General features: G+C 69.4%; 24 protein-coding genes and 1 riboswitch. Of the genes, 13 read left to right on the top strand and 11 right to left on the bottom strand.

The genetic code is table 11. The features are described 5' to 3' along the window. Nucleotides 1-25 precede the first annotated feature (25 nt). Together plsX and AB0K18_RS21150 are read right to left on the bottom strand one after the other, a co-directional pair. On the bottom strand, nt 26-1,045 hold the full coding sequence (plsX, locus tag AB0K18_RS21155) for a phosphate acyltransferase PlsX (RefSeq protein ID WP_364916560.1): 1,020 nt from the start codon (nt 1,043-1,045) through the stop codon (nt 26-28). 159 nt (nt 1,046-1,204) lie between these two features. Continuing rightward, on the bottom strand, nt 1,205-1,765 hold the full coding sequence (locus AB0K18_RS21150) for a DUF1707 domain-containing protein (protein WP_364916557.1): 561 nt from the start codon (nt 1,763-1,765) through the stop codon (nt 1,205-1,207). A 177-nt stretch (nt 1,766-1,942) separates the two neighbouring features. Here AB0K18_RS21150 and AB0K18_RS21145 point away from each other — a divergent pair, with 177 nt between their 5' ends. Continuing rightward, nucleotides 1,943-3,259 carry a lysine 2,3-aminomutase gene (locus AB0K18_RS21145; protein ID WP_364916554.1) on the top strand — a complete coding sequence of 439 codons (1,317 nt, stop codon included), beginning with the start codon at nt 1,943-1,945 and terminating at the stop codon, nt 3,257-3,259. A gap of 393 nt (nt 3,260-3,652) precedes the next feature. Next, entirely contained in the window at nt 3,653-4,615 is a 963-nt protein-coding gene (locus AB0K18_RS21140; RefSeq protein WP_364916551.1) for a hypothetical protein, read from the top strand. Between the two features lie 761 nt (nt 4,616-5,376). On the opposite strand, the gene AB0K18_RS21135 is transcribed toward AB0K18_RS21140, so the two are convergent. The 3 genes from AB0K18_RS21135 to AB0K18_RS21125 form a co-directional block, all read right to left on the bottom strand. Next, nucleotides 5,377-5,532, bottom strand: a complete 156-nt coding sequence (locus AB0K18_RS21135; protein WP_345391275.1) for a hypothetical protein — start codon at nt 5,530-5,532, stop codon at nt 5,377-5,379. A gap of 171 nt (nt 5,533-5,703) precedes the next feature. Further along, complete coding sequence (locus AB0K18_RS21130; RefSeq protein ID WP_364916548.1) at nt 5,704-6,570, bottom strand: ABC transporter ATP-binding protein; 867 nt, start codon at nt 6,568-6,570, stop codon at nt 5,704-5,706. After that, nucleotides 6,563-7,498 carry an ABC transporter permease gene (locus AB0K18_RS21125; RefSeq protein ID WP_364916545.1) on the bottom strand — a complete coding sequence of 312 codons (936 nt, stop codon included), beginning with the start codon at nt 7,496-7,498 and terminating at the stop codon, nt 6,563-6,565. Before AB0K18_RS21125 ends, AB0K18_RS21130 begins: the two co-directional genes overlap by 8 nt. Before the next feature lie 602 nt (nt 7,499-8,100). Between AB0K18_RS21125 and AB0K18_RS21120 the strand changes: the two genes are divergently transcribed. The 5 genes from AB0K18_RS21120 to AB0K18_RS21100 all read left to right on the top strand — a co-directional run bounded on the left by AB0K18_RS21120 (nt 8,101) and on the right by AB0K18_RS21100 (nt 13,697). Further along, nucleotides 8,101-9,609: an ABC transporter substrate-binding protein gene (locus tag AB0K18_RS21120; RefSeq protein ID WP_364916542.1), complete on the top strand. Its 1,509-nt coding sequence runs from the start codon at nt 8,101-8,103 to the stop codon at nt 9,607-9,609. 125 nt (nt 9,610-9,734) lie between these two features. Further along, nucleotides 9,735-10,679, top strand: coding sequence for an ABC transporter permease (locus AB0K18_RS21115; protein WP_364916539.1), 945 nt, complete (start codon nt 9,735-9,737; stop codon nt 10,677-10,679). Continuing rightward, a complete protein-coding gene (locus AB0K18_RS21110; protein ID WP_364916536.1) occupies nt 10,672-11,646 on the top strand; it encodes an ABC transporter permease in 975 nt (324 codons plus the stop codon). The genes AB0K18_RS21115 and AB0K18_RS21110 overlap by 8 nt, the downstream gene beginning before the upstream one ends. A gap of 13 nt (nt 11,647-11,659) precedes the next feature. Then, complete coding sequence (locus AB0K18_RS21105; protein ID WP_364916533.1) at nt 11,660-12,697, top strand: ABC transporter ATP-binding protein; 1,038 nt, start codon at nt 11,660-11,662, stop codon at nt 12,695-12,697. Beyond that, nucleotides 12,681-13,697 (top strand): dipeptide ABC transporter ATP-binding protein, encoded by a 1,017-nt coding sequence (locus AB0K18_RS21100; protein WP_364916530.1) that lies wholly within the window; start codon nt 12,681-12,683, stop codon nt 13,695-13,697. The genes AB0K18_RS21105 and AB0K18_RS21100 overlap by 17 nt, the downstream gene beginning before the upstream one ends. A 59-nt stretch (nt 13,698-13,756) precedes the next feature. On the opposite strand, the gene AB0K18_RS21095 is transcribed toward AB0K18_RS21100, so the two are convergent. From AB0K18_RS21095 to AB0K18_RS21075, 5 genes are all read right to left on the bottom strand, one after another. Next, nucleotides 13,757-14,941 (bottom strand): lipid-transfer protein, encoded by a 1,185-nt coding sequence (locus AB0K18_RS21095; RefSeq protein WP_364916527.1) that lies wholly within the window; start codon nt 14,939-14,941, stop codon nt 13,757-13,759. Next, the gene (locus AB0K18_RS21090) at nt 14,938-15,342 is read right to left on the bottom strand and encodes an OB-fold domain-containing protein (RefSeq protein ID WP_364916524.1); all 405 of its coding nucleotides are present in this window, start codon (nt 15,340-15,342) and stop codon (nt 14,938-14,940) included. Before AB0K18_RS21090 ends, AB0K18_RS21095 begins: the two co-directional genes overlap by 4 nt. Nucleotides 15,343-15,368: 26 nt before the next feature. Continuing rightward, nucleotides 15,369-16,517, bottom strand: a complete 1,149-nt coding sequence (locus AB0K18_RS21085; protein WP_364916521.1) for a S8 family serine peptidase — start codon at nt 16,515-16,517, stop codon at nt 15,369-15,371. Beyond that, nucleotides 16,514-17,077, bottom strand: a complete 564-nt coding sequence (locus AB0K18_RS21080) for a hypothetical protein (RefSeq protein ID WP_364916518.1) — start codon at nt 17,075-17,077, stop codon at nt 16,514-16,516. Before AB0K18_RS21080 ends, AB0K18_RS21085 begins: the two co-directional genes overlap by 4 nt. A gap of 136 nt (nt 17,078-17,213) precedes the next feature. Next, entirely contained in the window at nt 17,214-18,020 is an 807-nt protein-coding gene (locus AB0K18_RS21075) for an SAM-dependent chlorinase/fluorinase (RefSeq protein WP_364916515.1), read from the bottom strand. Nucleotides 18,021-18,138: 118 nt separating this feature from the next. Here AB0K18_RS21075 and AB0K18_RS21070 point away from each other — a divergent pair, with 118 nt between their 5' ends. Together AB0K18_RS21070 and otsB are read left to right on the top strand one after the other, a co-directional pair. Further along, nucleotides 18,139-18,438: a DUF3263 domain-containing protein gene (locus tag AB0K18_RS21070; protein ID WP_355414860.1), complete on the top strand. Its 300-nt coding sequence runs from the start codon at nt 18,139-18,141 to the stop codon at nt 18,436-18,438. A gap of 39 nt (nt 18,439-18,477) precedes the next feature. Further along, nucleotides 18,478-19,248: a trehalose-phosphatase gene (gene otsB / locus AB0K18_RS21065; RefSeq protein ID WP_364916512.1), complete on the top strand. Its 771-nt coding sequence runs from the start codon at nt 18,478-18,480 to the stop codon at nt 19,246-19,248. Nucleotides 19,249-19,252: 4 nt separating this feature from the next. On the opposite strand, the gene AB0K18_RS21060 is transcribed toward otsB, so the two are convergent. Beyond that, nucleotides 19,253-20,677 (bottom strand): trehalose-6-phosphate synthase, encoded by a 1,425-nt coding sequence (locus AB0K18_RS21060; RefSeq protein WP_364916509.1) that lies wholly within the window; start codon nt 20,675-20,677, stop codon nt 19,253-19,255. Between the two features lie 31 nt (nt 20,678-20,708). Here AB0K18_RS21060 and AB0K18_RS21055 point away from each other — a divergent pair, with 31 nt between their 5' ends. The 4 genes from AB0K18_RS21055 (at nt 20,709) to AB0K18_RS21040 (ending at nt 23,474) form a co-directional block, all read left to right on the top strand. After that, nucleotides 20,709-21,263, top strand: a complete 555-nt coding sequence (locus tag AB0K18_RS21055; RefSeq protein WP_237106268.1) for an RNA polymerase sigma factor — start codon at nt 20,709-20,711, stop codon at nt 21,261-21,263. A gap of 79 nt (nt 21,264-21,342) precedes the next feature. Next, nucleotides 21,343-21,484, top strand: a riboswitch (SAM riboswitch). Nucleotides 21,485-21,497: 13 nt separating this feature from the next. Further along, nucleotides 21,498-22,730, top strand: a complete 1,233-nt coding sequence (gene thrC, locus AB0K18_RS21050; protein ID WP_364575254.1) for a threonine synthase — start codon at nt 21,498-21,500, stop codon at nt 22,728-22,730. A gap of 24 nt (nt 22,731-22,754) precedes the next feature. Beyond that, complete coding sequence (locus AB0K18_RS21045; protein WP_364377490.1) at nt 22,755-23,030, top strand: MoaD/ThiS family protein; 276 nt, start codon at nt 22,755-22,757, stop codon at nt 23,028-23,030. A gap of 243 nt (nt 23,031-23,273) precedes the next feature. Then, a complete protein-coding gene (locus AB0K18_RS21040; RefSeq protein WP_106250594.1) occupies nt 23,274-23,474 on the top strand; it encodes a cold-shock protein in 201 nt (66 codons plus the stop codon). Nucleotides 23,475-23,779: the final 305 nt, after the last annotated feature.

The raw sequence follows: 23,779 nt of genomic DNA, 5'->3' as shown, positions 1-23,779 counted from the left end.
CTTCCTCGAGGGTGACTTGATTCTGTCACCACAATCGATGGGAGCGGCCCGTGGCGGTCATGCGTTCGCCGATGGCGGGAACGACTCCGGCCGCGGCCAGGTCGGCGGCGAGCCGGCAGGCGGCGCTGATGCCCTGGGCCTTGGAGGCGCCGTGGGCGATGACGACGGTGCCGTTCAGGCCGAGCAGGACGGCGCCGCCGTACGCCTCGGCGTCGAGGCGGCGGCGCAGGCCGCGGATGCGGGAGCGCTGCAGCGCGGCGCCCAGCCTGGCGATCCTGCTGTCCTCGATCGCCTCCCGCAACTCCGTGAAGGCGTAGCGGACGGCGCCCTCCATGGTCTTCAGCGCGACGTTGCCGGTGAAGCCGTCGGCGGTGATGACGTCGACCTTGCCGGTCAGCAGGTCGTGGCCCTCGACGTTGCCGGCGAACCGCAGGCCGGGGCCGGCCTGGAGCAGCTCGTGGGCGCGCTTGACGACCTTGTTGCCCTTCTCGGCCTCGCTGCCGATGGTGAGCAGGCCGACCTTGGGGTCGTGGACGCCGTGGGCGAGCTCGGCGTAGATGGCGCCGAGGTGCGCGAACTGCAGCAGCATCTCCGGCTTGGCCTCGGCGTTGGCGCCGGCGTCCACGAGGACCGTGGGGGAGGGCAGGGTGGGGAGCGCGACGGCGATGGCCGGTCGGAGCACGCCCTGCTGGCCCTTGAGCCGCAGCCGGCCGGTGGCGACGACGCCGGCCGTCGATCCGGCGGAGACCACCGCGGCGGCGTCGCCGCGGCGGACGAGGTGGCAGGCGACCGCGATGCTGGACCTGGGGCGGCGCAGGCTGGCCAGCGCGCCCTCGTCCATGGCCAGCGCCTCCTCGGCCCTGACGATCGGGATCTCCTTGGTGGCGTCGTGGTCGGCGAGCGCCTCGTACAGCACGCGGGGCGAGCCGACGAGCACGACGGGCAGGCCGCGTTCGCGGACGGCGTGCACGGCTCCCGCCACGATCTCGTGGGGCGCGTGGTCGCCGCCCATGGCGTCGAGCGCGATCGGCCTGCTCTCTGACAATGGTCACCTCGTACGGCTTCGAGCCCGCCGTCACGGCTTGGGCCGGAACGCGGGCTCGGATGTCCGCATCGCAGGCACGGCGACTGCCAGGTTAACCGGCGGGTAGACCCTGACGGTCCCCGGCCGGGGGCGCGTCGCGGCCGGCGCGGGTTCCAGCGGCTAGCGCAGGTTCCAGTCGTCCAGGCCGCGGGTGACGATGACCTTCGAGAACGCGGACGAGCCGGTCAGCCGGATCAGCGGGCCGTCGCCGCTGCCGCCCGCGGTGCTCACGTCGCGCTTGCCGAAGACGGAGCCGCCCTCGTCGATGACGCGGGCGTCCGCGGGCACCCTGACGATGACCTTGCTGAAGCTCGCGCTGGTCTCGATGGTGATCTCACGGCCGGGCAGCACGGCGTCGGACAGGTCGATGACGAGCGCGCCGAAGCCGGCCCGGAGCTTGAGGTGCCGGGAGGCCACCCAGCGGCCCTTGCGCACGATCTTGCTGAAGGTGGAGCTGATGACCTGCCGTTCGATGGCGACGGGAGCGGCCGAGGCGGTCACGTCGGGCAGGTCGCGGGTGAGGGGGACCAGGTCGCCGACGGTCTTGGCGTTGTAGGCGACGTCGAGGCGGTCGGCGTGCTCGACGCTGGTGAGTCTTCCTGTGGCGAGTGCTTCTGACAGGACGGCGGCCACGCGGTCGCGGTCTTCGTCTGAGGCGCGGAGCTGCGGATCCTGGGTCACGATATGTCAGTGTACGCGCAAACGCGATATGTCGCGAGTGTTCCGAACCTCAAGGAAAACTTGGAGACCGGCGGAACCGGTGACGGCAGTGGGCGCGTCCGGGTATTAAGAACCGTAGACGCGCGACAGGGTCGTGGGGTTTACACGCGATCGAACAAAAAAGATGGGAAAGGCCTAGTGATCTTGAACCAAGCCGGCACGCGACGCTTCCGGGCGTACACGTCCAAGCACCTCGACGAGCTCCTGCGGCGTGCGGGGCTCGGAGACGACGAGCGCCTCAAGGTGCGTGCCGTCGCCACGGTGCTGCCTTTCCGGACCAACGCCTACGTCGTGGATGAACTCATAGATTGGTCGGCTGCTCCCGACGACCCGATTTACCGGCTGGTCTTCCCACAGGAGGACATGCTGCCCGCAGCCGACGTCGCCCGGCTGGCCGACCTGCTCAAGGCCGAGGCGCCGAACGCCGAGATCCAGGCGGAGGCCAATCGAGTACGCGCCCAGCTCAACCCGCACCCCGCAGGCCAGAAGGAGCTCAACGTCCCGAAGATCGGCGACGAGCCCGTCCCTGGCATGCAGCACAAATATCCGGAGACCGTGCTGTTCTTCCCCAAACAGGGGCAGACCTGCCACGCCTACTGCACCTACTGCTTCCGGTGGGCGCAGTTCGTCGGCGACGCGGACCTGAAGTTCGCCTCCGACGACATCGACCAGATGGTCGGCTACCTCCGCCAGCATCCCGAGGTGACCAGCGTGCTGATCACCGGCGGCGACGCGATGATCATGGGTGAGCCCGTGATCAGGCGCTACATCGAGCCGCTCCTGGAGCTGGAGCAGCTCGAATCCATCAGGATCGGCACCAAGGCGCTCGCCTACTGGCCGCAGCGCTTCACCACCGACCCCGACGCCGGCGAGACCATGCGGCTGTTCGAGCAGGTCGTGGCCAAGGGCAAGAACCTCGCGTTCATGGCCCACTTCTCGCACCCGCGCGAGCTGGAGTCGCCGCTGGTCGAGTCCGCGGTCAAGAACATCCTCGGCAGCGGGGCGACGATCAGGACCCAGGCGCCGCTGATCAGGTCGATCAACGACGACCCGGCCACCTGGTCGTCCATGTGGCGGCGGCAGCACAGGATGGGGATGATCCCCTACTACATGTTCGTCGAGCGCGACACGGGCCCCCAGGACTACTTCGCGGTCCCGCTGGCGCGGGCGTACGAGATCTTCAGGGACGCCTACTCCTCGGTCTCCGGCCTCTGCCGTACGGTGCGTGGGCCGTCCATGTCGGCCACGCCGGGCAAGGTCTGCGTCGACGGCGTCACCGAGATCGCCGGCGAGAAGGTGTTCATGCTCCACCTCATCCAGGCCCGCGACCCGTCGCTGGTGGGGCGGCCCTTCTTCGCCCGCTACGATCCGTCGGCGGTCTGGCTGACGGACCTGCGGCCGGCCTTCGCCGACCGTTTCCCGTTCGAGAGCGCGGACGACCTGCTGCCCGCCTGACGCCGGTCGCGCGCGTCCACCGCGACCAGAGAAAAACCGCGCCCCCGGCCCGTGACATTTGTTTTCGCGACCCTTTGTGCACGGGCCGCCGGGGCGCTTCCGACTTCGTGCGGTCTGGTCCGCGCTTTATCGTGAACAAGGCCGCCTGAATCCCGTTTTGTCTCCCCGCTCAACGCTCCCCCTTTACTCGGTAACCGGGCTGCAAACCCCTGCTACATGGGCATTCATGCGCCTGCGGCCACTCCGGGCGAGTGATAGAACTGCTTTCGTAGCTCAGCCGTGGCGACACGCTCAGTGTGGTGCCCATAGCGCGTACGCGACGGCATACGGGGGTTATCGATTCGCATTTCCATCGCATTCGAGAGCGATCGATCACGAGCCGGGAAGGCAATCATGAATCGAGTAGTCAAGACGGCCCTGGCCGTCACAGCTTTCGGCTTGGCGGCGGCGGCCATGGCCGTGCCGGCGCAAGCCGATGTTCAATCAGAGACCGCCGCGCACGCACCGGTCGACGGCGGGGGCACCACTGGAGCAAGCCCGCTCGGCGGCCTCCTCGGGGGCCTGGTCGGCGGCGACCTGCTGGGCGGCCTGCTCCCCGGGAGCAAGGCCAAGTCCGCGGCCGCTCCGTCCGGCCAGATGAGCGAGGTCGAGCGCGACCGGCTCAACGAGATGCGGATGCAGCAGCAGGCCGAGGCCAGGGGCAACGGGTTCGAGGACATCACGCGTACCGGCGGGCCCATCCCTGAGCTGTCGCCCATCGTCTCCAGCATGCCGTTCGGCGGCGGCGCCCTCACCTCGTCGCTGCCCCTGCTGGGCGCGGCGCGCATGGCGCAGCCGTCCGTCAAGTCCGGTCGCGCCCAGGGCGCCGCCCCGGCGGCGTCGGCGTTCAGCACGGTCAACGGCGTGCTCGCCTCGCCCGTCGGCGGTGCGCTCGGCCGCCTGCCCGGCGCCGGTCTGCTGCCGGCCTCCGGCAGCAGCCTCGCCGACACCAGTGGCGTCACCGCCAAGACCGTCAACAGCGCGACCTCCGGCCTGCGGGCCGTCTCGGCCGACTCGTTCGTGGCCGGGCTCAGCGACGCGGCCGCGCGGGCGCTGCCGCACGGCACGAGCGGCCGGCTGTCGCCGGTCGTCGGCCGGGTCGCGCCCGCCGAGGTGGCGCCGGTCGTCGAGGCGGTGCCAGGCACGACGCAGGCCGTCGCCATGGACGAGCTCGCGCCGCTGGTCGAGGACACCGCCGCCTTCGTCGCCAACCGCGGGACCAAGGCCGCGGGCTCCTACAGCGACGTGGTCACCGCCCTGGGCTGGACCGCCGACGCGCTGACCGGCTCGGTGCGCGGCGTCACCGCTCACCACTAGCCCTCGCGGGCCGGGGGTGAGCGCGGGCTCGTCCTTGAACCGGCATGAAGGTACGCGGACGTCAAAGGTGCCGACGCCCGTGCATCCGACCGCCGCGATGCACGACCCGCCTCCCAGGCCCCGCGACGGGCTCCCCTCCAGCAGGATCCGGTGTTCCCCCGGCGCGATCGCCGGCTGCCGTGGCGGATTCCCCCTCCGGCGGCTCCGGCGCTTCCTCGGCGGAACGCCACCACCGCGGCAGGTCCCGGTGTTCCCCTGCTGGGAAGACCGGCCGCCACGGCAGTTTCTTGACCGCCGGGCGCGGAATCTCCCTTGGTGGAGGTGACGGGCGCCGTGGCCGGGTGCGGCAGGGCGATCAGGATGTTCCCAGGTGCCGGGCGCCTGAGGCACTGACGCGCAGAGATGACGAGGACCTCCGCGGCATGCGGACGGTCCGACTGACGGGCCAGGGCGGACGCGCCCTCGCCCCGGGCGTGCTCGCGTACGGCGCCGCCACTGCAGGGCAGCGGCGCCACGCGAGCCCCGCCCCGCCGCCGACCCCCAGGGGTCGGCGGCTTTCGCATGCCCAGCCCCCGGTAGCCCCCCGGCCCCAGCAGCGTTCCGGCCCTCAGGGGCGGGGGTGGTGGGGTGGGCGGCGCTGTGGTGGGTGCTGGGGCCTTGGCGGCTGTGGGTGCGTCACCTTCCGAGGCTTCCCGGCCGTTCGGGCGTCCAGCGCACGTACGGCCCCTCGAACGAGGTTCTGCGGCGGCCCGGGTGGGTGGTCAGGGGAGGCGGACGCCGGTGCGGCGGGCTATCTGGGCTTGTAGGCGGGCCATCTGCCAGTGCAGCTCCAGCAGCTGCTCGGCCAGTTGGATCCGCGGGATCTCGGACACATCCTCGGTGGCCAGGTGGTCAATCGCGGCCGAAAGCTCTCCCATCGCGAGCCCCCACTCCATCACCGTTCCTCGGATCGAATTGACGTTCGAATCCTAGCGGAACCCCCGCCGCGCTGTCAGTCTTTTGCCTCTCGCGTCGCACCCGTTTCGTACACAAGAACGAACCCCCTGCACGATCGTCGTGCAGGGGGCGGGAAGCGAGAAGCGAGAAGGTCAGCCCTTGTTGTAGGCGGCGATGACTTCCTTCGGGTCGCCGTCCATCCTGATCTTGCCCTTGTGCAGCCAGATGACCCGGTTGCAGGTCTCCTCGATGACCCTGAGGTCGTGGGCCACGAGGAAGACGGTGCCGGCCGACTCGCGGATCTGGCGGATGCGGGCCTCGCTCTTCTTGCGGAACTCGCGGTCGCCGGTGGCCAGCGCCTCGTCGATGAGGAGGACGTCGTGGGTCTTGGCGGAGGAGATGGCGAAGCGCAGGCGGGCGCCCATGCCGGAGGAGTAGGTGGACATCGGCAGCTGGACGAACTCGTCGATGCCGGAGAAGTCGACGATCTCCTGGTATTTCTCCTTGACCTCGGAGGGCGTCATGCCCATGGCGTAACAGCCGAGGACGATGTTGCGCTCACCGGTCAGCTCGCGCATCAGAGCGGCGTTGACGCCGAGCAGCGAGGGCTGGCCGTCGGTGTAGACGGCTCCTTTGTGCGGGGGCAGCAGGCCGGCGATGGCGCGCAGCAGCGTGGACTTGCCGGAGCCGTTGCGGCCGACGATGCCGATGGCGTCGCCGTGGTAGGCGACGAACGTCACGCCCTTGACCGCGTGGACCTCTTTCATCTGCGGACGGCCCTGGCGCTTCAGGATGCGCGTGAGGGCGTTGACCGCGTTGCCCTTCTCGGCGTCGGAGGCGGCGCCGTAGACGCGGTAGACGATGTGGAGGTCGTCGACGATGACCGTGGGCGTGCCCGTGGGCACGTCGAGGGGCCGCTTGCTCGAAGGCTCCGGGGTGGGACGCTTCTTGGCGTCCTTGCCGGGGACGGCGGGCTTGTCGCCCTTCACCTGTGACAGCTCCTTGGTCAGTTCAGCCACGCCCGTACCTCTCCTCGGACCGCCAGAAGTACCAGAAGCCGAAGCCGAGTGCGAACACCGCCCAGAATACGCAAGACATCCACACCATCGGTGGCGGGTGGTGGCCGAACTCCGGCCTGTAGGTGTGGATGAGGATCTCGCGCATCCACTCGATGAACGACGCCGCCGGGTTGAGGTACATCACGTTGGCCACCCACTGGGGCAGCTCCGCCGAGCCGACGACCTTGTCCTGGATGGAGAAGAAGACGCCGGAGGCGTAGAGCCAGGTGCGGGTGATGAACGGCAGCAGCTGGTTGAGGTCGCGCATCGTGGCGCCGAGGCGGGCGACGATGAGGCCGGCCCCGATGTTGAACAGCGTCTGCAGCGCGAGCACCACGGGGATCATGAGCCAGAACCACGTGGGCGTCTGGCCCATGATGACCACCAGGGCGAGGAGCACGCCCATGGAGATGGCGAGCTGCTGCAGCTCCTGGATCGTGTACGCCAACGGCAGCGAGGCCCGCGGGAAGTGCAGCGCCCTGATGAGCGACAGGTTGCCGGAGATCGACTTGGCCCCGGCGGTGACCGTGCGCTGGGTGAAGGTGAAGATGAACATCCCGGTCAGCAGGAACGCCGGGTAGTTCTCGATGCCTTTGCCGCCGCCCAGGATGAGGCCGAACATCACGAAGTAGATGGCGGCGTTGAGCAGCGGGGTCAGCACCTGCCACAGCTGACCGAGCGTGGAGCTGGAGTATTTCGAGACGTTGCGCGAGGTCGCGTACGTCAGGATGAAGTGTCGCCGCTCCCACAGCTGGCGCAGATATACCGGGAACCTCGGCCGCGCGATGGCACGGCGAAGCCCGTATCTCTTGGCGAGCTTGGCCAGCGGCTCCTGCCCGCTTCGGCCGCCCGCCTGGGCGTCCGCGACAGCGGATTCCGGCTGGCTCATGGCAAGGACTCTATTGGATCCCGGGTGGTGGGGTGCCTGTCGTACGGGTCGACGACAGACTGTTGGACGGTCTTCGGCGGCGCCGGGTTCCAAGGCGTCACCAAGACCTGGTCAACCGTAGCTCAGGGAGCCGGGCCGCGTGGGCGGAGGCACGACCACGGTCATGTAGGGGGTATTTTTCATCGACTGTTCACGTCCAGGCCCGGCCGGTCTGCGGTGTTCTGTACCATTTGCGAGGCATCAGGCCGATTGTCTGTGACGCTGGATAGGCACACGTGTGACCGAACTGCAACGCGCCAGAGACTCCCTGGTGGCAAGTAGTAAGGGATAGTCGCGATCGACTGGCAGGGCGTCGGCTGGTTTGACCATGTCAGCCAAATCCGGGGGGATACCAGGAACTCCCCGTCAGGCTGCTCACGATCACCGCAGCTCAGCGCTTGGCGCCCACCTGTAGAGGGAGGAATTCTTTCACCATGCGTGTTACTAAGGGCGCACAGATCGTCGCCGGTACCGCGCTGCTCGCCCTCGCGGTTGCCGCGTGTGGCGGCGGTGCCTCGGACAACGGTGGCACTGCCGCGGGCGGCGCAGAAACGCCGGTCCGCATGGAAATCGGTGAGCCTCAGGAGCTCCTGAACCCGCAGAACACGACCGAGACCGAAGGCTCCGAGGTTCTCGCCGCGGTCTTCTCGCCGCTCGTGAGCTACGACGAGAGCAAGCAGCCGGTCGAGGAGGCCGCCGAGTCGGTCACCACGGAAGACAGCAAGGTCTGGACGATCAAGCTGAAGTCGGGTTACACCTGGCACGACGGCACCCCCGTCAAGGCCGCCGACTACGCCCGTGCGTGGAACTACGCCGCTCTGCAGGACAACGCCATGAGCTCGTCCTACTTCTTCGGCCGGATCGACGGCTACGAGGACGTGCACCCGGGTGAGGGCAAGACGCCGACGACCAAGGAGATGAAGGGCCTGAAGGTCGTCGACGACCTCACGCTCGAAGTCACCCTGACCGCGCCGTTCTCCCAGTTCAAGACCATGCTGGGCTACACCGCCTTCTACCCGATGCCGGAGTCGGCGATCGGCTCCGACGGCAAGGTCACCCAGGAGTACGGCGAGAAGCCGATCGGCCAGGGCCTGTTCAAGATGGACAAGCCGTACAAGAAGGGCACCGACCCGACCGTCGAGCTGTCCGTCTACGACAAGTTCCCGGGCAAGAAGCCCACGGGCTGGACGAAGCTCCAGTTCAAGGTCTACACCAGCTCCGAGACCGCGTGGAACGACCTCCAGGCCGAGAACCTCGACATCCACGACTCCCTGCCCGCGACCGCCATCGCCACGGCCAAGTCCGTGCTCGGCGACCGCTACTTCGACGAGCCCGACGCGGCCATCGGCTACATCGGCGTCCCGCTGAAGTACAACAAGGACTTCGAGAACGTCGACATCCGCAAGGCCATCTCGATGGCCATCGACAGGAAGACCATCGCCGACACGGTCTTCTCCGGCACCCGCGCCCCCGCGGACGACTTCATCAACCCGGCCATCCCCGGCTACCGCCAGGGCGCCTGTGAGGCGTGCACGTACAACCCGGCCGAGGCCAAGAAGCTGTACGAGTCCGCGAACGGCCCGAAGACCATCGAGCTCGGCTACAACGCCGACGGTGGCCACAAGGAGTGGATCGAGGCCGTCGCCAACAACCTGCGGGCGAACCTGGGCATCGAGGTCACGCCGAAGCCGTTCGAGAAGTTCCAGGGCATCCTGGACGCCCTGGACGCCAAGGAGTACAAGGGCCTGTTCCGTATGGGCTGGGCCATCGACTACCCCTCGGCCGAGAACTACCTCACCCCGATCTTCGGCACCGGCGCCATCGGCACCGGGTCGAACTACGGTGGTTACTCCAACAAGGACTTCGACGAGCTGGTGGCCAAGGGCGACCAGGCCGCCGACGCCGCCGAGGGTCTGAAGTTCTACCAGCAGGCCGACGACATCCTGCTGAAGGACCTGCCCTACATCCCGGTTTACTTCTACCGGAGCAACTTCGGCCACTCCACGAAGGTCAAGAACGTCAAGCTCAACCTGCTGAACCAGGTTGAATGGGCCGACATCGAGAAGGCCTGACGTCGTTCGCCTGGCGGGTGGCTCTTGCCGCCCGCCCGTCGGAGGGCTGAGCTTGGAGGCAGTCACTCGGACCGGGTAAATCACGGACTCCGAGGGCTGCCTCCAAGTGTGTACCGGAGGGCTTAATGGGCCGATATGTCATCAGGCGCTTGATCCAGGCGATACCCGTCCTGCTCGGCGCCACGCTACTCATCTTCTGCATCGTCTTCGCGCTGCCCGGCGACCCCATCGCGGCACTGTTCGGGGACAAGCGGCCGGATCCGGCCGTGGCCGAGGTGCTGCGCGAGCAGTATCACCTCAACGATCCGCTGCTCCTGCAGTACTGGTACTACATCAGCGGCGTGCTCTTCAGGGGCGACTTCGGCGTCAACTTCGCCGACGTGCCCGTCTCGGAAATGCTGGCAGGCAAGTTCCAGGTCACGCTGAACCTGGCGCTGACCGCCCTGATCATCGAGGCGCTCCTCGGTGTGGGCCTGGGCCTGTGGGCGGCGCTGCGCCGCGGCAGGGCCACCGACACCGCCATCCTCGCCTCCACGCTGCTGCTGATCTCGGTGCCCACGCTGGTGACCGGCTTCGTGCTGCAGCTCGTCCTGGGTGTGCAGCTCAAGCAGTGGACCGGGCTGGACATCTTCCCCGTCGCGGGTACGTTCGCGGGGCTGCGCAGCTATCTCCTGCCCGGCTTCGTGCTGGCCGGCGTGTCAGTCGCGTACCTCACCAGGCTCACCAGGACGAGCCTGGTGGAGACCCTGAGAGCGGACTACATCCGCACGGCGATCGCCAAGGGTCTGTCCAGGCGGCGCGTCATCGGCAGGCACGGCCTGCGCAACGCCCTGATCCCGCTGGTCACCTATCTGGGCGCCGACCTCGGCAACCTGATGGGCGGCGCGGTGATCACGGAGACGATCTTCAACCTCCAGGGGATCGGCAACCAGCTCTTCACCTCGGTCTACTTGCGTGAGCAGCCGGTTGTCGTCGGGATCGTCACCATCCTGGTGCTGATCTACATCCTGGCCAACCTGATCGTCGACCTGTTGTACGCCGTGCTCGACCCGAGGATCCGCTATGAGTAACCCAACCCCACCGGGCGGGCCTGGACTCCCGGAGACGCAGACACTCGTACCCGACACGGTCGCCCCCTCGGCGCCCGACACCGAGGGCGCCGAGGGCAAGGGCGGCAAGCCCGCGAGCCTGTGGACCGACGCCTGGCACGACCTGCGGCGCCGGCCGATGTTCATCATCTCGGTGATCATCATCCTGGTGCTGCTCGTCATGTCGTTCTGGCCGTCGCTGTTCAGCGCGATCGACCCGTACAACGCCAGGACCTGTGACCTGTCGACGGCGCGGCAGGGCCCCGGGCCCGGCCACCTGTTCGGCCGCGACAACCTGGGCTGCGACGTCTACGCGCGGACCATCTACGGCGCCCGGAACTCGATCGTCATCGGCGTGTTCACCACGCTCATGACGACGATCATCGGCGGTCTGCTCGGCATCATCGCCGGCTTCCGCGGCGGCGTGACCGACACGATCGCCTCGCGGCTGACGGAGATCTTCTTCGCCATCCCGTCGATCCTCGGCGCGCTGCTGATCGCGGCCACCTTCCGCGGCAAGGCCAACAGCATCCTGCTGGTGATCGTGGCGCTGACGGTGCTCGGCTGGCCGATGGTGTTCCGGATCATGCGAGCGGCGGTGATCACCGCGAAGAGCCAGGACTTCGTGGTCGCCGCCAGAGCGCTGGGCGCGGGGTCGAGCCGGATCATGTTCCGTCACCTGCTGCCGAACTCGCTGGCGCCGGTCATCGTGGTCGCCACGATCAACCTGGGCAGCTTCATCGCCGCCGAGGCGGCGCTGTCGTTCCTGGGCGTGGGCGTGCAGTCGCCGGACATCTCATGGGGCCTGATGATCGCCGACGCGCGCAACAGGTTCCTGGAGGCGCCGCTGCCGCTGGTGTTCCCCGCCGTGTTCCTGAGCATCACCGTGCTCGCGTTCATCATGCTGGGCGACGCGGTGCGCGACGCGCTCGACCCGAAGCTCAGGTAGAAGGGGGGATCAAGTGAAGAAGACGTCTTCGGATGTGTTGCCCGCCGAGGGAGGGCCGGGCGACGGACCGCTGCTCGCGGTGGAGGACCTGCACGTGGAGTTCCACACGCGGGCCGGCACCGTACGAGCCGTCAACGGCGTGAGCTACACGGTCAACCCAGGTGAGACGCTCGCGGTGCTGGGCGAGTCGGGTTCGGGCAAGTCCGTGACGGCGCAGGCCATCATGGGCATCCTCGACATGCCTCCGGCGGTCATCCCCAAGGGGGAGATCCGCTTCAGGGGCACCGACCTGCTCAAGCTGTCGGAGGAGGCCCGTACGCAGGTCCGCGGCCAGCGGATCGCGATGATCTTCCAGGACGCGTTGTCCGCGCTCAACCCGGTGTTCACCGTGGGCTGGCAGATCAGCGAGATGTTCCGGGTGCACCGGGGCATGTCCAAGGCCGACTCCATGAAGAAGGCCGTGGAGCTGATGGACCGGGTGCGCATCCCGGCCGCGCGGCAGCGGGTGAACGACTACCCGCACCAGTTCTCCGGCGGCATGCGGCAGCGCATCATGATCGCGATGTCGATCGCCCTCGACCCCGAGGTGCTGATCGCCGACGAGCCGACCACGGCGCTCGACGTGACCGTGCAGGCGCAGATCATGGAGCTGCTGGCCGAGCTGCAGCGCGAGAGCCAGATGGGCCTGATCCTCATTACCCACGACCTCGGCGTCGTGGCCGACGTGGCCGACAAGATCGCGGTCATGTACGCCGGCCGCATCGTCGAGCACGCCCCCGTGTACGACATCTACAAGGCCCCCGCGCACCCGTACACCAAGGGCCTGCTCGACTCGATCCCCAGGGTCGACCTCAAGGGCCAGGACCTGTACGCGATCAAGGGTCTGCCCCCTAACCTGCTGAACCTGCCGAAGGGGTGCTCGTTCCACCCCCGGTGCCCGTTCCGGCAGGACAACTGCCTGACCGACGCCCCCCCGCTCTACGAGATCAGCGGCACTCGCGGCAGCGCCTGCCACTACTGGAGGGAGGTCCTCGATGGCGAGCGGCAGTGAGACCATCCTCGAGGTGCGTGACCTGGTCAAGCACTTCCCGCTGACGCAGGGGGTCGTCCTCAAGAAGCAGGTCGGTGCGATCAAGGCCGTGGACGGCGTGTCGTTCGACCTGAACAAGGGCGAGACGCTGGGCATCGTGGGCGAGTCGGGCTGCGGCAAGTCCACGCTGGCCAAGGTGCTGATGGCGCTGGAGCGGCCGACGTCGGGCTCGGTGAGGATCAACGGCCGGGACATCGCCAAGGCCAGGGGCGGCGAGCTCAAGCGCATGCGCCGCAACATCCAGATGGTGATGCAGGACCCGTACACCTCGCTGAACCCCCGGATGACCGTCGGTGACATCATCGGCGAGCCGTACGAGATCCACACCGAGGTCGCGCCCAAGGGCGACCGGCGCAAGAAGGTGCAGGAGCTGCTGGAGGTGGTCGGGCTCAACCCCGAGCACATCAACCGCTACCCGCACCAGTTCTCCGGCGGCCAGCGGCAGCGCATCGGCATCGCCCGCGGCCTGGCGCTGCAGCCGGAGATCATCGTCTGTGACGAGCCGGTCTCCGCGCTCGACGTGTCGATCCAGGCGCAGGTGATCAACCTGCTGGAGCGGCTGCAGAGCGAGTTCGGTCTCGCGTACATCTTCATCGCCCACGACCTGTCGGTGGTGCGCCACATCTCCGACCGGGTGGGCGTGATGTACCTGGGCAAGTTCGTGGAGCTGGGCAAGGACGCCGAGATCTACGACCGTCCCGCGCACCCCTACACGCAGGCGTTGCTGTCGGCGGTGCCGGTGCCCGACCCCGACGGGCGTGAGCATCGGGAGCGGATCATCCTCCAGGGTGACCCGCCCTCGCCGGCCAACCCGCCGAGCGGCTGCCGGTTCCGTACGCGGTGCTGGAAGGCGCAGGAGATCTGCGCGGAGGAGGAGCCGCTGCTGCAGATCAGGCCCGGTACGGGCCATGCCAGCGCCTGCCACTTCGCGGAGACCCACGACGTGGTGCACGTAGGTTAGAACTGGCTAGAACCACCTGAAACGCCCCGGGGACTCGCTCCCTGGGGCGTTTCGCATGCTCAGGTGGTGACGATCAGCGCGGAGCCGTGGCCGAACAGCCCCTGGTTGGCCGCGAGGCCCACACGGGCGCCGGGCACCTGGCGGGCGCCGGCCCGGCCGCGCAGCTGCGTGGTCAGCTCGCAGAGCTGGGCGATGGCCTGGGCGGGCACGGCCTCGCCGAAGGAGGCCAGGCCGCCGGACGGGTTCACCGGGATCCGGCCGCCCAGGGCGGTCTGCCCGTCCCTGAGCAGTTTGTCAGCCTCGCCGGGCGGGCAGAGCCCGACGTCCTCCATCCAGTCCAGCTCCAGCGCCGTGGACAGGTCGTAGACCTCGGCCAGCGACACGTCCTCAGGGCCGATGCCGGCCTCCTCGTAGGCGGCGTGCGCGATCGACGCGCGGAACGGCCGCTCGGGCGGCGGCACGGCGGCGCACGAGTCGGTCGCGAAGTCGGGCAGCTCCAGCACCGTGTTGGGGAAGACGGGGGTGACCGTGGAGACGGCCGCCAGGCGGACGGGGGCGGCGACGCTGTGGCGGCGCGCGTACGACTCCGACGCCAGCACCACCGCCGCGCCCCCGTCGGAGGTGGCGCAGACGTCCATGAGCCGCAGCGGGTCGGCCACCATGGGGGAGGTCAGCACCTGCTCTGCGGTCACCGGCTTGCGGTAGCGGGCCATCGGGTTGAGCGAGCCGGCCAGCGCGTTCTTGACCTTGACGGCGGCGAAGTCGGCAGGGGTCGAACCGTGCAGGGCCATGCGGCGGCGGGCGTAGAGCGCGAAGTACGCCGGGTTCGTCGCGCCGAGCAGCCGGAAGCGCAGCCAGTCGGGGTCGTCGGGCCGCTCGCCGCCGACGGGGGCGAAGAAGCCCTTCGGCGCCGCGTCCGCGCCGATCACCAGCGCGACGTCGCAGAGCCCGGCGAGGATCCTGGTACGCGCGATGTCCAGCGCCTGCGCCCCCGACGCGCAGGCCGCGTAGCAGGAGGCGACCCTGGCGCCCGACCAGCCGAGTGCCCTGGCGTAGGAGGCGCCGGAGACGAAGCCGGGGTAGCCGTTCCTGATCGTGTCGGCCCCGACGACGAACTGCACGTCGGTCCAGGCCAGCCCGGCGTCGTCGAGGGCGGCGCGGGCGGCGGCCAGGCCGTACTCGAGGAAGGGGCGGCCCCACTTGCCCCACGGGTGCATCCCGGTGCCCAGCACGGCCACGCTCATGAGGCCCGCCCCCACATCCACATCAGCGGGCCGTCGGCCAGCTCGCCCGAGGTCAGCTCCAGCTCCATGCCCACCGCGAGCTGCTCCACCGTCAGGCCCTTGACCTGGCCGAGCACGACGATGCCGACCTCGTCCAGCTCGACGGCGGCGAGCGTGACCGGCTCGTACGGCTGCGCCGCCACGTACGGCGCGGGCGGCGGGTAGCAGGCGTTGGTGTACGACCAGACCCGCCCGCGCCTGGGCAGCCGGATCTCCTCCATGTCGGTGACCTCGCAGCGCGGGTTGGGGCAGGAGTCCCGGCGGGGCGGGAAGCAGATGGTGCCGCAGCCCGCGCACCGGGTGCCGAGCAGGCGGACACCGCCGGGCTCGACCGCGAACCAGCCGTCGATCGCGTACGTCATAGCTCGGAGTATCACACAAGCGCTTGCTAGGTTGAATCCCTCCGCCGTTCCCGCGAGCGCAGCACCACCCACCCCGACATCACGACCACCAGCAGCACCATCCCCGCCACCACCGCCGTCCTGGACGCCGGATAGGGACCGTCGCCGAAGTAGGGGCCGGGCAGCGGCGGCACGACGGCGGGCGCGGCCAGCCGGGCGGCCTCGCGCAGCGCCAGCGCCGCGTCCGCCACCCCGTGCCCGTAGGCCGGGCTGTAGCCGTCGCAGGGCCGGCGCCTGGTGCCCTCCTCGATGGCCAGCCGCACGTGGTACGGCGACAGGTGCGGATGCGCCGACCTGATCAGCGCCGCGATGCCCGCCACCATGGCGGCGGCCGAGCTGGTGCCGTCGCCCACCACGTACGAGTCGCCGCCGTCGGCCGTCACGATGTCCGTGCCCGGCGCGACCACCGACACGTAGTCCTGCCGGTTGGAGAAACGGGCCACCCTGCCCCGCCGGTCCACCGCGCCCACGGCGATCACCCCGGGGTAGGCGGCGGGGAAGTTCTTCCTGTTCGCCGAAGCCCCGTCGTTGCCCGACGACGCCACGAGCACCGCGCCCTTGCCGATGGCGTACTGGACGGCCTCCTCCTCGGCGGCCGAGCCCTCCCACGCGCCGCTGCCGCCGCCCAGCGACATGCTGATCACGCCCGCGCCGTGGTCGGCGGCGTACCTGATGCCCCTGGCCAGCGCGTCGCGCCAGCCGGGCTGCCGGTGGGCGCGGCGCGGGTCGCCGTTCTCCAGCGTGACCCTGATCGACAGCACCGTGGCGGCGGGCGCCACGCCGAGCACGCCGCCCTTGCCGCCGTCGCCGTGCCCGCGCCCGGCGATCAGCCCGGCCATCGCGGTGCCGTGGGGGCCCCATCCGCGCCCGTCCCCGCCGGGGTCGGTGAGGTCGGGGCCCTCGATGACGGCGCCGCGCAGGTCGGGGTGCCCCGGGTTGACGCCGGTGTCGAGCACGGCGACCGTGACGCCCTCGCCCTTGCTGGTGCGCCAGGCGTCGGGCAGGCGCAGCGCGCCGAGCTGCCACTGCCCGGCCCTCGCGGCGGCGGCCATCTCGTCGCCGCCGTCCCCCGCCAGGGCCGGCACGGGGCCCGACAGCAGCACGGTCAGCAGGACCGGTACGGTGATCCGCCTCATCGCGTCAGCGCCCGGTGCAGCGACGTGGCGACCTGGCGGGCGGCGGCGCGCAGGCGGGAGGCCACCGGATCGCCGGGACGGTAGGCCCGCCCGTCGGCGTACCCGGCCGCCGTCGCCACCAGGTAGCGCCCGGGGGAGCCGAGCACGACGCCGGTGACGTACTGGCGGTCGCCGAAGCGGGCGGCGGGCCCGCCGGGGAACGCAGCGGGCCGCACGGTCGCGGGCCGCCCCGAGCCGTGGAGGAAGAACCCCGGCCGGTCGAGCACGGCGATGCCGGCGGTGACGACGAAGGTCTGGGTGCTGTCGGCGTAGGTGGCGCGCAAGGCGACGCGGCAGTAGGGCCAGTAGGGCCGCACGGCCGCGGCCTGGAAGGCGGCCGGGCAGGCGGCCTCGGGGGCGACCCCGGCCAGCACGTACGTGACCCGCGCCCCGGAGGGGCTGTGCCCCGGCACCGTGGCGGGGAAGATGCGCGTCACCGGCCAGGCGCGCCAGCGCTCGGACACGGGCGGGACGGGAGCGGGCCAGGTCACGGACAGCAGGAAGGACAGCACAACGGACAACTGGAACACGTCGACCTCGAGCGGGAGGGGAGGGACCTCCGATCAGCTCGCATTCTGACACGCGGATACGCCGACGGACGGACGCTTCAGTAAACAGACCGATACGAGGAGTAGTTCCAGAACTATCTTCTTTGTCCTATGGAGAGGGGGAAAGTCGGACATGTGCACCGGGCGGCAGGCCCAGCCGCTGGGCCGCGTCACCGCAGTTGACCGCGATCGCGATCAGCCCCGCCGAGTCCGCGAACGCCACCAGCTCGCCCGGCGGCACCGCCGCGTACGTCTCCCGGTACGGCAGCGCGAGCTGCCGCCGCCCCAGCCACACCCCGAGCGTGTCGCCCACCCGCACGCCCAGCGACTGCAGGTCACCGGCCCGGATCGACAGCTGCGTGTTGCCGTAGCGGTCGACCGAGACCACCTCGCCCTCCACCGAGCCGTCGCGCAGCAGCGTGGTCGGCTCGGGCAGCGTGACCAGCCGCGACACCGGCAGCGGCGGCCCCAGCTCGGCCACCGGCAGCCCGCCGTACAGCCGCCCGGCCACCGGCGCGAACACGTCACGCCCCGGGAACGTCGGCGAGGCCGGGCGCAGGAAGTGGGCGTCGTTGGTGATCTCGTACGCCGCCCGCGCGCCGCCGCCGGCGTGCACCGCCCACGACAGCAGCCCGTTGTCGGGCCCGATGAACACCCGGCCGCCCGCCTCGACGGCCACCGCCCGCCGCGCGCCACCCGCCCCGGGATCGACCGCGGCGATGTGGATACCCTCAGGGAGGTACGGGATGGTCTGCGCCAGAACCGCCGCGCCGCGCCGCACATCGCCGGCCGGGATGAGGTGACAGACGTCGATCACCCGGGCGTCAGGGGCTATCCCGGCGATCACTCCATGACAGGCCGCCACATATCCATCCTCTAACCCGTAGTCGGTGAGGAGCGTGATGACAGAGGTCACATCTGGTGACTGTACGTCTCCCAATCCGTCGTGAACAGCCGCACTCCGCACATTACGATGGCGAACGGGCCGCGTGCGGGCGGCGAGATCGTCGCCCGCCCCTTTCGAGGAGGACACCATGGGAGCACCGCTCAGCGGTGACAATGCTGCCCAGGAACCGTCCCGACAACCACTCTCACAACGCGATCTCGATCTCCTCGCCTTCGAACGCCAATGGTGGCGCTACGCGGGCGCGAAGGAGCACGCCATCAAGGAGACGTTCGGCTTCTCCGCCACGCGCTACTACCAGCTCCTCGGCGAGCTGATCGACCGGCCGGAGGCGCTGGAGCAGGACCCGATGCTGGTCAAGCGGCTACGCAGATTACGATCCACCCGCCGGCGCGACCGTGCGGCCAGAAGGCTCGGCATGCGTCCCTGACCGTCTGGGTACGGCAGCCGAGTGAAGAACATCCCTGGAATGGAAGCGATCGTGGACGATCCGGCGGGCGCCGTGATCGGGCTCGACTTCGACGGCACCCTGTCGCCGATCGTGCCCGACCCCGCCCAGGCCGTGATCCATCCGAAGGCGCCCGGCGTACTCGCCGAGCTGGGCGCCCGCGTCCGAGCGGTGGCCATCGTGACCGGCAGGCCCGCGGCCACCGCGCTGGAGCTCGGCCCCGGCCTGGCCGACGTGCCCGGCCTGGTGGTGCTCGGCCACTACGGCTTCGAACGCTGGGAGGACGGCCGCGTCTCCGCGCCCCCGCCGCCGCCCGGCGTCCCCAACGCGGAGGCCGAGCTGCCGCTGCTGCTCGAATCGCTGGGCGTGCGGGGCGTGCGCGTCGAGGACAAGGGGCGGGCCGTGGCCGTCCACACGAGGCGCAGCCCCGACCCCGAGGGCGCGCTCGCCGCGCTGCGCGAGCCGCTCGCCAAGCTGGCCGACAAGCACGGGCTGGTGATCGAGCCCGGCCGCATGGTGCTGGAGCTGCGGCCGCCCGGCATGGACAAGGGCCACGCGCTCGGCCTGTTCCTCACCGAGCGGGAGGCGCGCTCAGTCATGTTCGTCGGCGACGACCTCGGCGACCTGGCGGCGTTCGACGCCGTACGCGCCTCGGGGCTGCCCGGCGTGACCGTGTGCAGCGGCTCGACCGAGGTCACCGCGCTCGCGGAGCGCGCCGACCTGGTGGTGGACGGCCCCGACGGCGTGGTGCGGCTGCTGGAGGAGCTGGTCTCGGCGATCAGCCCCTCGTGACGCGTCAGGCCAGCGCTTCGAGCTGGGCGGCTAGCCACTGCTGCGGTGGCAGCGCGGTCGCGGCGGCGCGCAGCTTGTCGCGGCGGCTGCGCCGCTCGTCCTCCGGCATGACCAGCGCCTCGTGCAGCGCGGCCGCGGTGCCGCTGATGTCGTACGGGTTGACGAGCAGCGCGTGCTGGCCCAGCTCGGCCGCGGCGCCCGCCTCCCGCGACAGCACGAGCGCGCAGTGCGGCGACAGCACGGGGCCCTCCTTGGCGACCAGGTTCATGCCGTCGCGGATGGGGTTGACCAGCAGCACGTCGGCCATCCGGTACGCGGCCAGCGAGCGCGGATAGTCGTCGTTGACGTTGAGGATGAGCGGGTCCCAGTCCTCGGTGGCGTACTCGTCCTCGATCTCCTGGGCGCAGCGCTGCACCGACGCGGTGTACTCGCGGTATTCGGGCAGGTCGTGCCGGCTGGGATAGGCGAAGGCGAGGTGCACCACGCGGCCGTGCCACTCGGGGTGGGCGGCGAGGAACTCGCGGTAGGCGTTGAGCCCGCGCACGATGTTCTTCGACAGCTCGGTGCGGTCGATGCGGACGATCAGCCTGCGCCCGCCGACCTGCTCCCTGAGCGCCGTCATGTGGGACTCGACGTCGGGCTCGCAGGCCCGCTCCCACAGCGCGGCGCCGTCCACCCCCAGGCTGTGGACGCCGATGCGGGTGCTCCTGCCGGCGTGGGTGACGCTGCGCCCGACGCGGTCGGCCTCGGCGCCCAGCAGCCGCTCGCAGCAGTCCATGAACGCCTGCGCCCACCGGTCGGTGAGGAAGCCGGCGTGGTCGGCGCCCAGGATGCCTTCGAGCACCTCCTTGGCGACGTCGTCGGGCAGCAGCGAGAAGTATTCGGGCGGCGCCCACGGGGTGTGGCTGAAGTGTGCGATGCGCAGGTCGGGCCGTTCGGCCCTGAGCATGGCGGGGGTCAGCGTAAGGTGGTAGTCCTGCACCATCACGCGCGCGCCGTGGCCGGCCTCCTCGGCGAGCGCCAGCGCGAAGGCGCCGTTGTAGTCGCGGTATGACTCCCACTCGCGCTCGAACCTGGTGCCGAAGTTGGGCGAGTTGGGGATGTCGTAGAGCAGATGGTTGACGAACCACAGGGTCGAGTTGGCCACCGCGTTGTAGGCGCGGTGGAAGGTGGCGGGCGGGATGTCGAGCATGCGCATCGGGCCCGTGTCGTAGCCCGCGTGGTCGACGCGGCCGCCGCCGGCCTGCCGCACTGCGCTGCGGTCGCCGTCGGACAGCGCCGCGCAGACCCACAGCACGCCGTCGCCCTTGGCCACGCCCGACAGGCCCGACACGAGACCGCCGCCGCCGCGCTTCATGGTGAGTTCGCCGTCGTCGGAGACGGTGAAGGAGACCGGCCCTCTGTTGGAGGCCAACAGCACGCTGTTCATCTAGGCTCCTTTCGATCATAGGATCCCAGCTATGGCGCTTGATGAGCTAACCGAGGAACTCGCCCGCTCAGCCGCTGCCGGAGATCATCGCGCACTCGGCGAGCTCCTGGCGCGGATAGAGCCCGATGTGATGCGGCACTGCGCCCGAATCCTGCCTTATCACCAGGACGCGGAGGAGGCCTCGCAAGATACGTTGCTGGCCGTGGCGCGTAACATCGGGCGGTTCGAGGGGCGCGCCAGGTTCAGTACATGGCTGCACATCGTGACGGCCAACTGCGCGCGCACGACGTACCGGTCGCTGAAGCGGCGGGCGGCCGAGCAGAGCTCGGACGAGCTGCCGATGCAGAAGCCCGACGTGCGGCGGGTCAGCGTGATCGCCGGCTCGCGGCTCGACCTGCTCGACGCGATGGAGGCGCTGGAGGCCGACAAGCCCGATCTGGCGCAGGCGCTGGTGCTGCGCGACATCGTCCAGCTCGACTACAACGAGGTGGCCGAGCAGCTCGGCATCCCGCTGGGCACCGCGAAATCCCGCATCCATCAGGCGCGCAAGTATGTGCAGGGTGTGCTGGGCGAGGACTACCGCTGAGACCACCCGTCTCACATGGTGAGACGGGTGGTAATTGCAGCCACTTAAGCGGGTAGAGTCCGTTTCAACAACTTCATATTGCTCATCCAGAGGGGTGGAGGGACCGGCCCTGCGAAGCCCCGGCAACCCTCCCGGCTTTCGACTCGCGACCAGGCGAGGCCGACCGGGACAAGGTGCCAATTCCGGTTCGCGGTCAAGGTGGCCGCGGGCGAAGATGAGGGAAGGCCTCGCTTCATGTCGCTTGACTTTGGTCCTGCCACCGCTCTGTCCTGCCGCGAGTGCGGCGCGCGTTACCCGCTGGGTCCCAGCTTCGCGTGTCAGGAATGTTTCGGGCCGCTCGAGGCGGCCTACGACTTCGGCCAGGTGACCCGCGAGCAGATCGCATCGGGTCCGGCCAACATCTGGCGTTACCGGGCGCTCCTTCCGGTGCCGGCGAACGTGACCGAAAAGCCGAATATGAACCCCGGCTGGACGAAATTGGTCAAGGCCGGAAACCTCGGCCGAACGCTCGGCATCAAGTCCCTTTACGTGAAGGACGACTCCGGCAATCCCACCCACTCCTTCAAGGACCGGGTCGTCGCCATGGCCGTCGAAGCGGCCAGGAACTTCGGTTTCCACACGCTTTCCTGCTCCTCCACCGGCAATCTCGCCGGCGCCGTCACGGCCGCCGCTGCGCGGGCCGGGCTCGACGCGTGCGTGTTCATCCCGGCTAACCTGGAGCAGGCGAAGATCGCCATGGCGCGGGTCTTCGGCGGGAAGCTCATCGGCATCGAGGGCACGTACGACGACGTCAACCGGTTCTGCTCCGAGCTCATCGGCGACCCGCTGGGCGACAAGTGGGGATTCGTCAACGTCAACCTGCGGCCCTACTACGCCGAGGGCTCCAAGACGCTCGCGTACGAGATCGCCGAGCAGCTCGGCTGGCGGCTGCCCGAGCAGATCATCATCCCCATCGCCTCCGGGTCCCAGCTCACGAAGATCGACAAGGGCTTCAAGGAGCTGGTGAAGCTGGGGCTGGTCGAGGACACCCCGTACAAGATCTTCGGGGCGCAGGCGGCCGGGTGCTCGCCGGTGTCGACCGCGTACAAGGCGGGGCACGAGGTCGTACGACCGGTCAAGCCCGACACCATCGCCAAGTCCCTGGCCATCGGCAACCCGGCCGACGGCCCGTACGTGCTGGACATCGCCCGGCGCACCGGCGGGGCCGTCGAGGACGTCACCGACGCCGAGATCGTGGCCGCCATCAAGCTGCTGGCCTCGACCGAGGGCGTCTTCGCCGAGACCGCGGGCGGCGTCACCGTCGGCGTGCTGAAGAAGCTCACCGAGAACGGCGTGCTCGACCCCGACGCCCTCACCGTGGTGCTCAACACCGGTGACGGGCTCAAGACGCTCGACGCGATCAGCGACGACGCCGCACCCACGGCCGTGATCCGGCCCTCTCTCGACGCGTTCCGCGCGACTGTCTGACAACCAGGAAAGGCGACTTAAACCATGAGCGTTTCTGTGCGGATTCCCACCATTCTGCGCACCTACACCGGGGGCAACGCGGAGGTCAGTGGCGAGGGCGCGACGCTTCGTGACGTGCTCATCAAGCTCGACGCCGACTACCCGGGCATCGGCGCGAGAATTCTGGATGAATCGGGCAAGATTCGTCGTTTCGTCAACGTTTACGTGGGGGAAGAGGACGTCCGTTTCGCCGAGGGCCTCGACACTCCCGCCCCTGAGGGCACGCAGATCTCCATCATCCCGGCGGTCGCCGGCGGCTGAGTGTCGCGGCTCACATCCAGAAGGCGCCCCTTGTGGGCGCCTTCTCCTTTTCCGGGCCTAATTCAATGTTGAACCAGGTTCGGGAAGAAGAAATAGGCAGTTCCCAGATTGACTCTGTTGCCAAACCCCTCCCCACAGGTATGGTCGAGGGCGATCGTCCGGCTGATTTTCTGTTAAGTCGGGCGATTACAGGTCTCGCGGAGGAATGGGCGAGATCTGGGAGACCAGTAAGAGGAGTCGGAAGTGGCGCAGGGCACCGTCAAGTGGTTCAACGCGGACAAGGGCTACGGCTTCATCGCGGTAGACGGTGGTAAGGATGTATTCGTCCATTACTCAGCGATCATGATGGACGGGTACCGATCTCTCGAGCAGGGACAGCGCGTCGAGTTCGAGATCACGCAGGGCCAGAAGGGACCGCAGGCGGAGTCCGTCCGAACGGTCTGATCGACATCCTGGTATGCACCGGGCGGGTTCGCACGGCAGCGCAGTCCGTGCGAGCCGTCATCTCTCTTTCGTCGACTCGCGTACGGTGGGCCGCCCAGGGCGGCTCGCCGTACCGGCGTACTGACTGACCTGGGCGGAAACGTGGGGCAGATGGGCGTTCGCTTGCACTCGACAGGGTAGAGTGCTAAACAGTTCGTTGGCACTCTGTGCAGCAGAGTGCCAACACCGGATCGGGACGATGGGGTCTGCCGAAGGAGATGCTGACCCATGCCGTCGCGGGCGTCGGCTCGGTCCACGACAAGCCA

It is taken from the genome of Nonomuraea sp. NPDC049421 (assembly GCF_040677005.1).
GTDB lineage: Bacteria > Actinomycetota > Actinomycetes > Streptosporangiales > Streptosporangiaceae > Nonomuraea > Nonomuraea salmonea.
The sequence above is the reverse complement of the archived record's forward strand: the minus strand, read 5'-3'. Positions and strand labels throughout refer to the sequence as shown.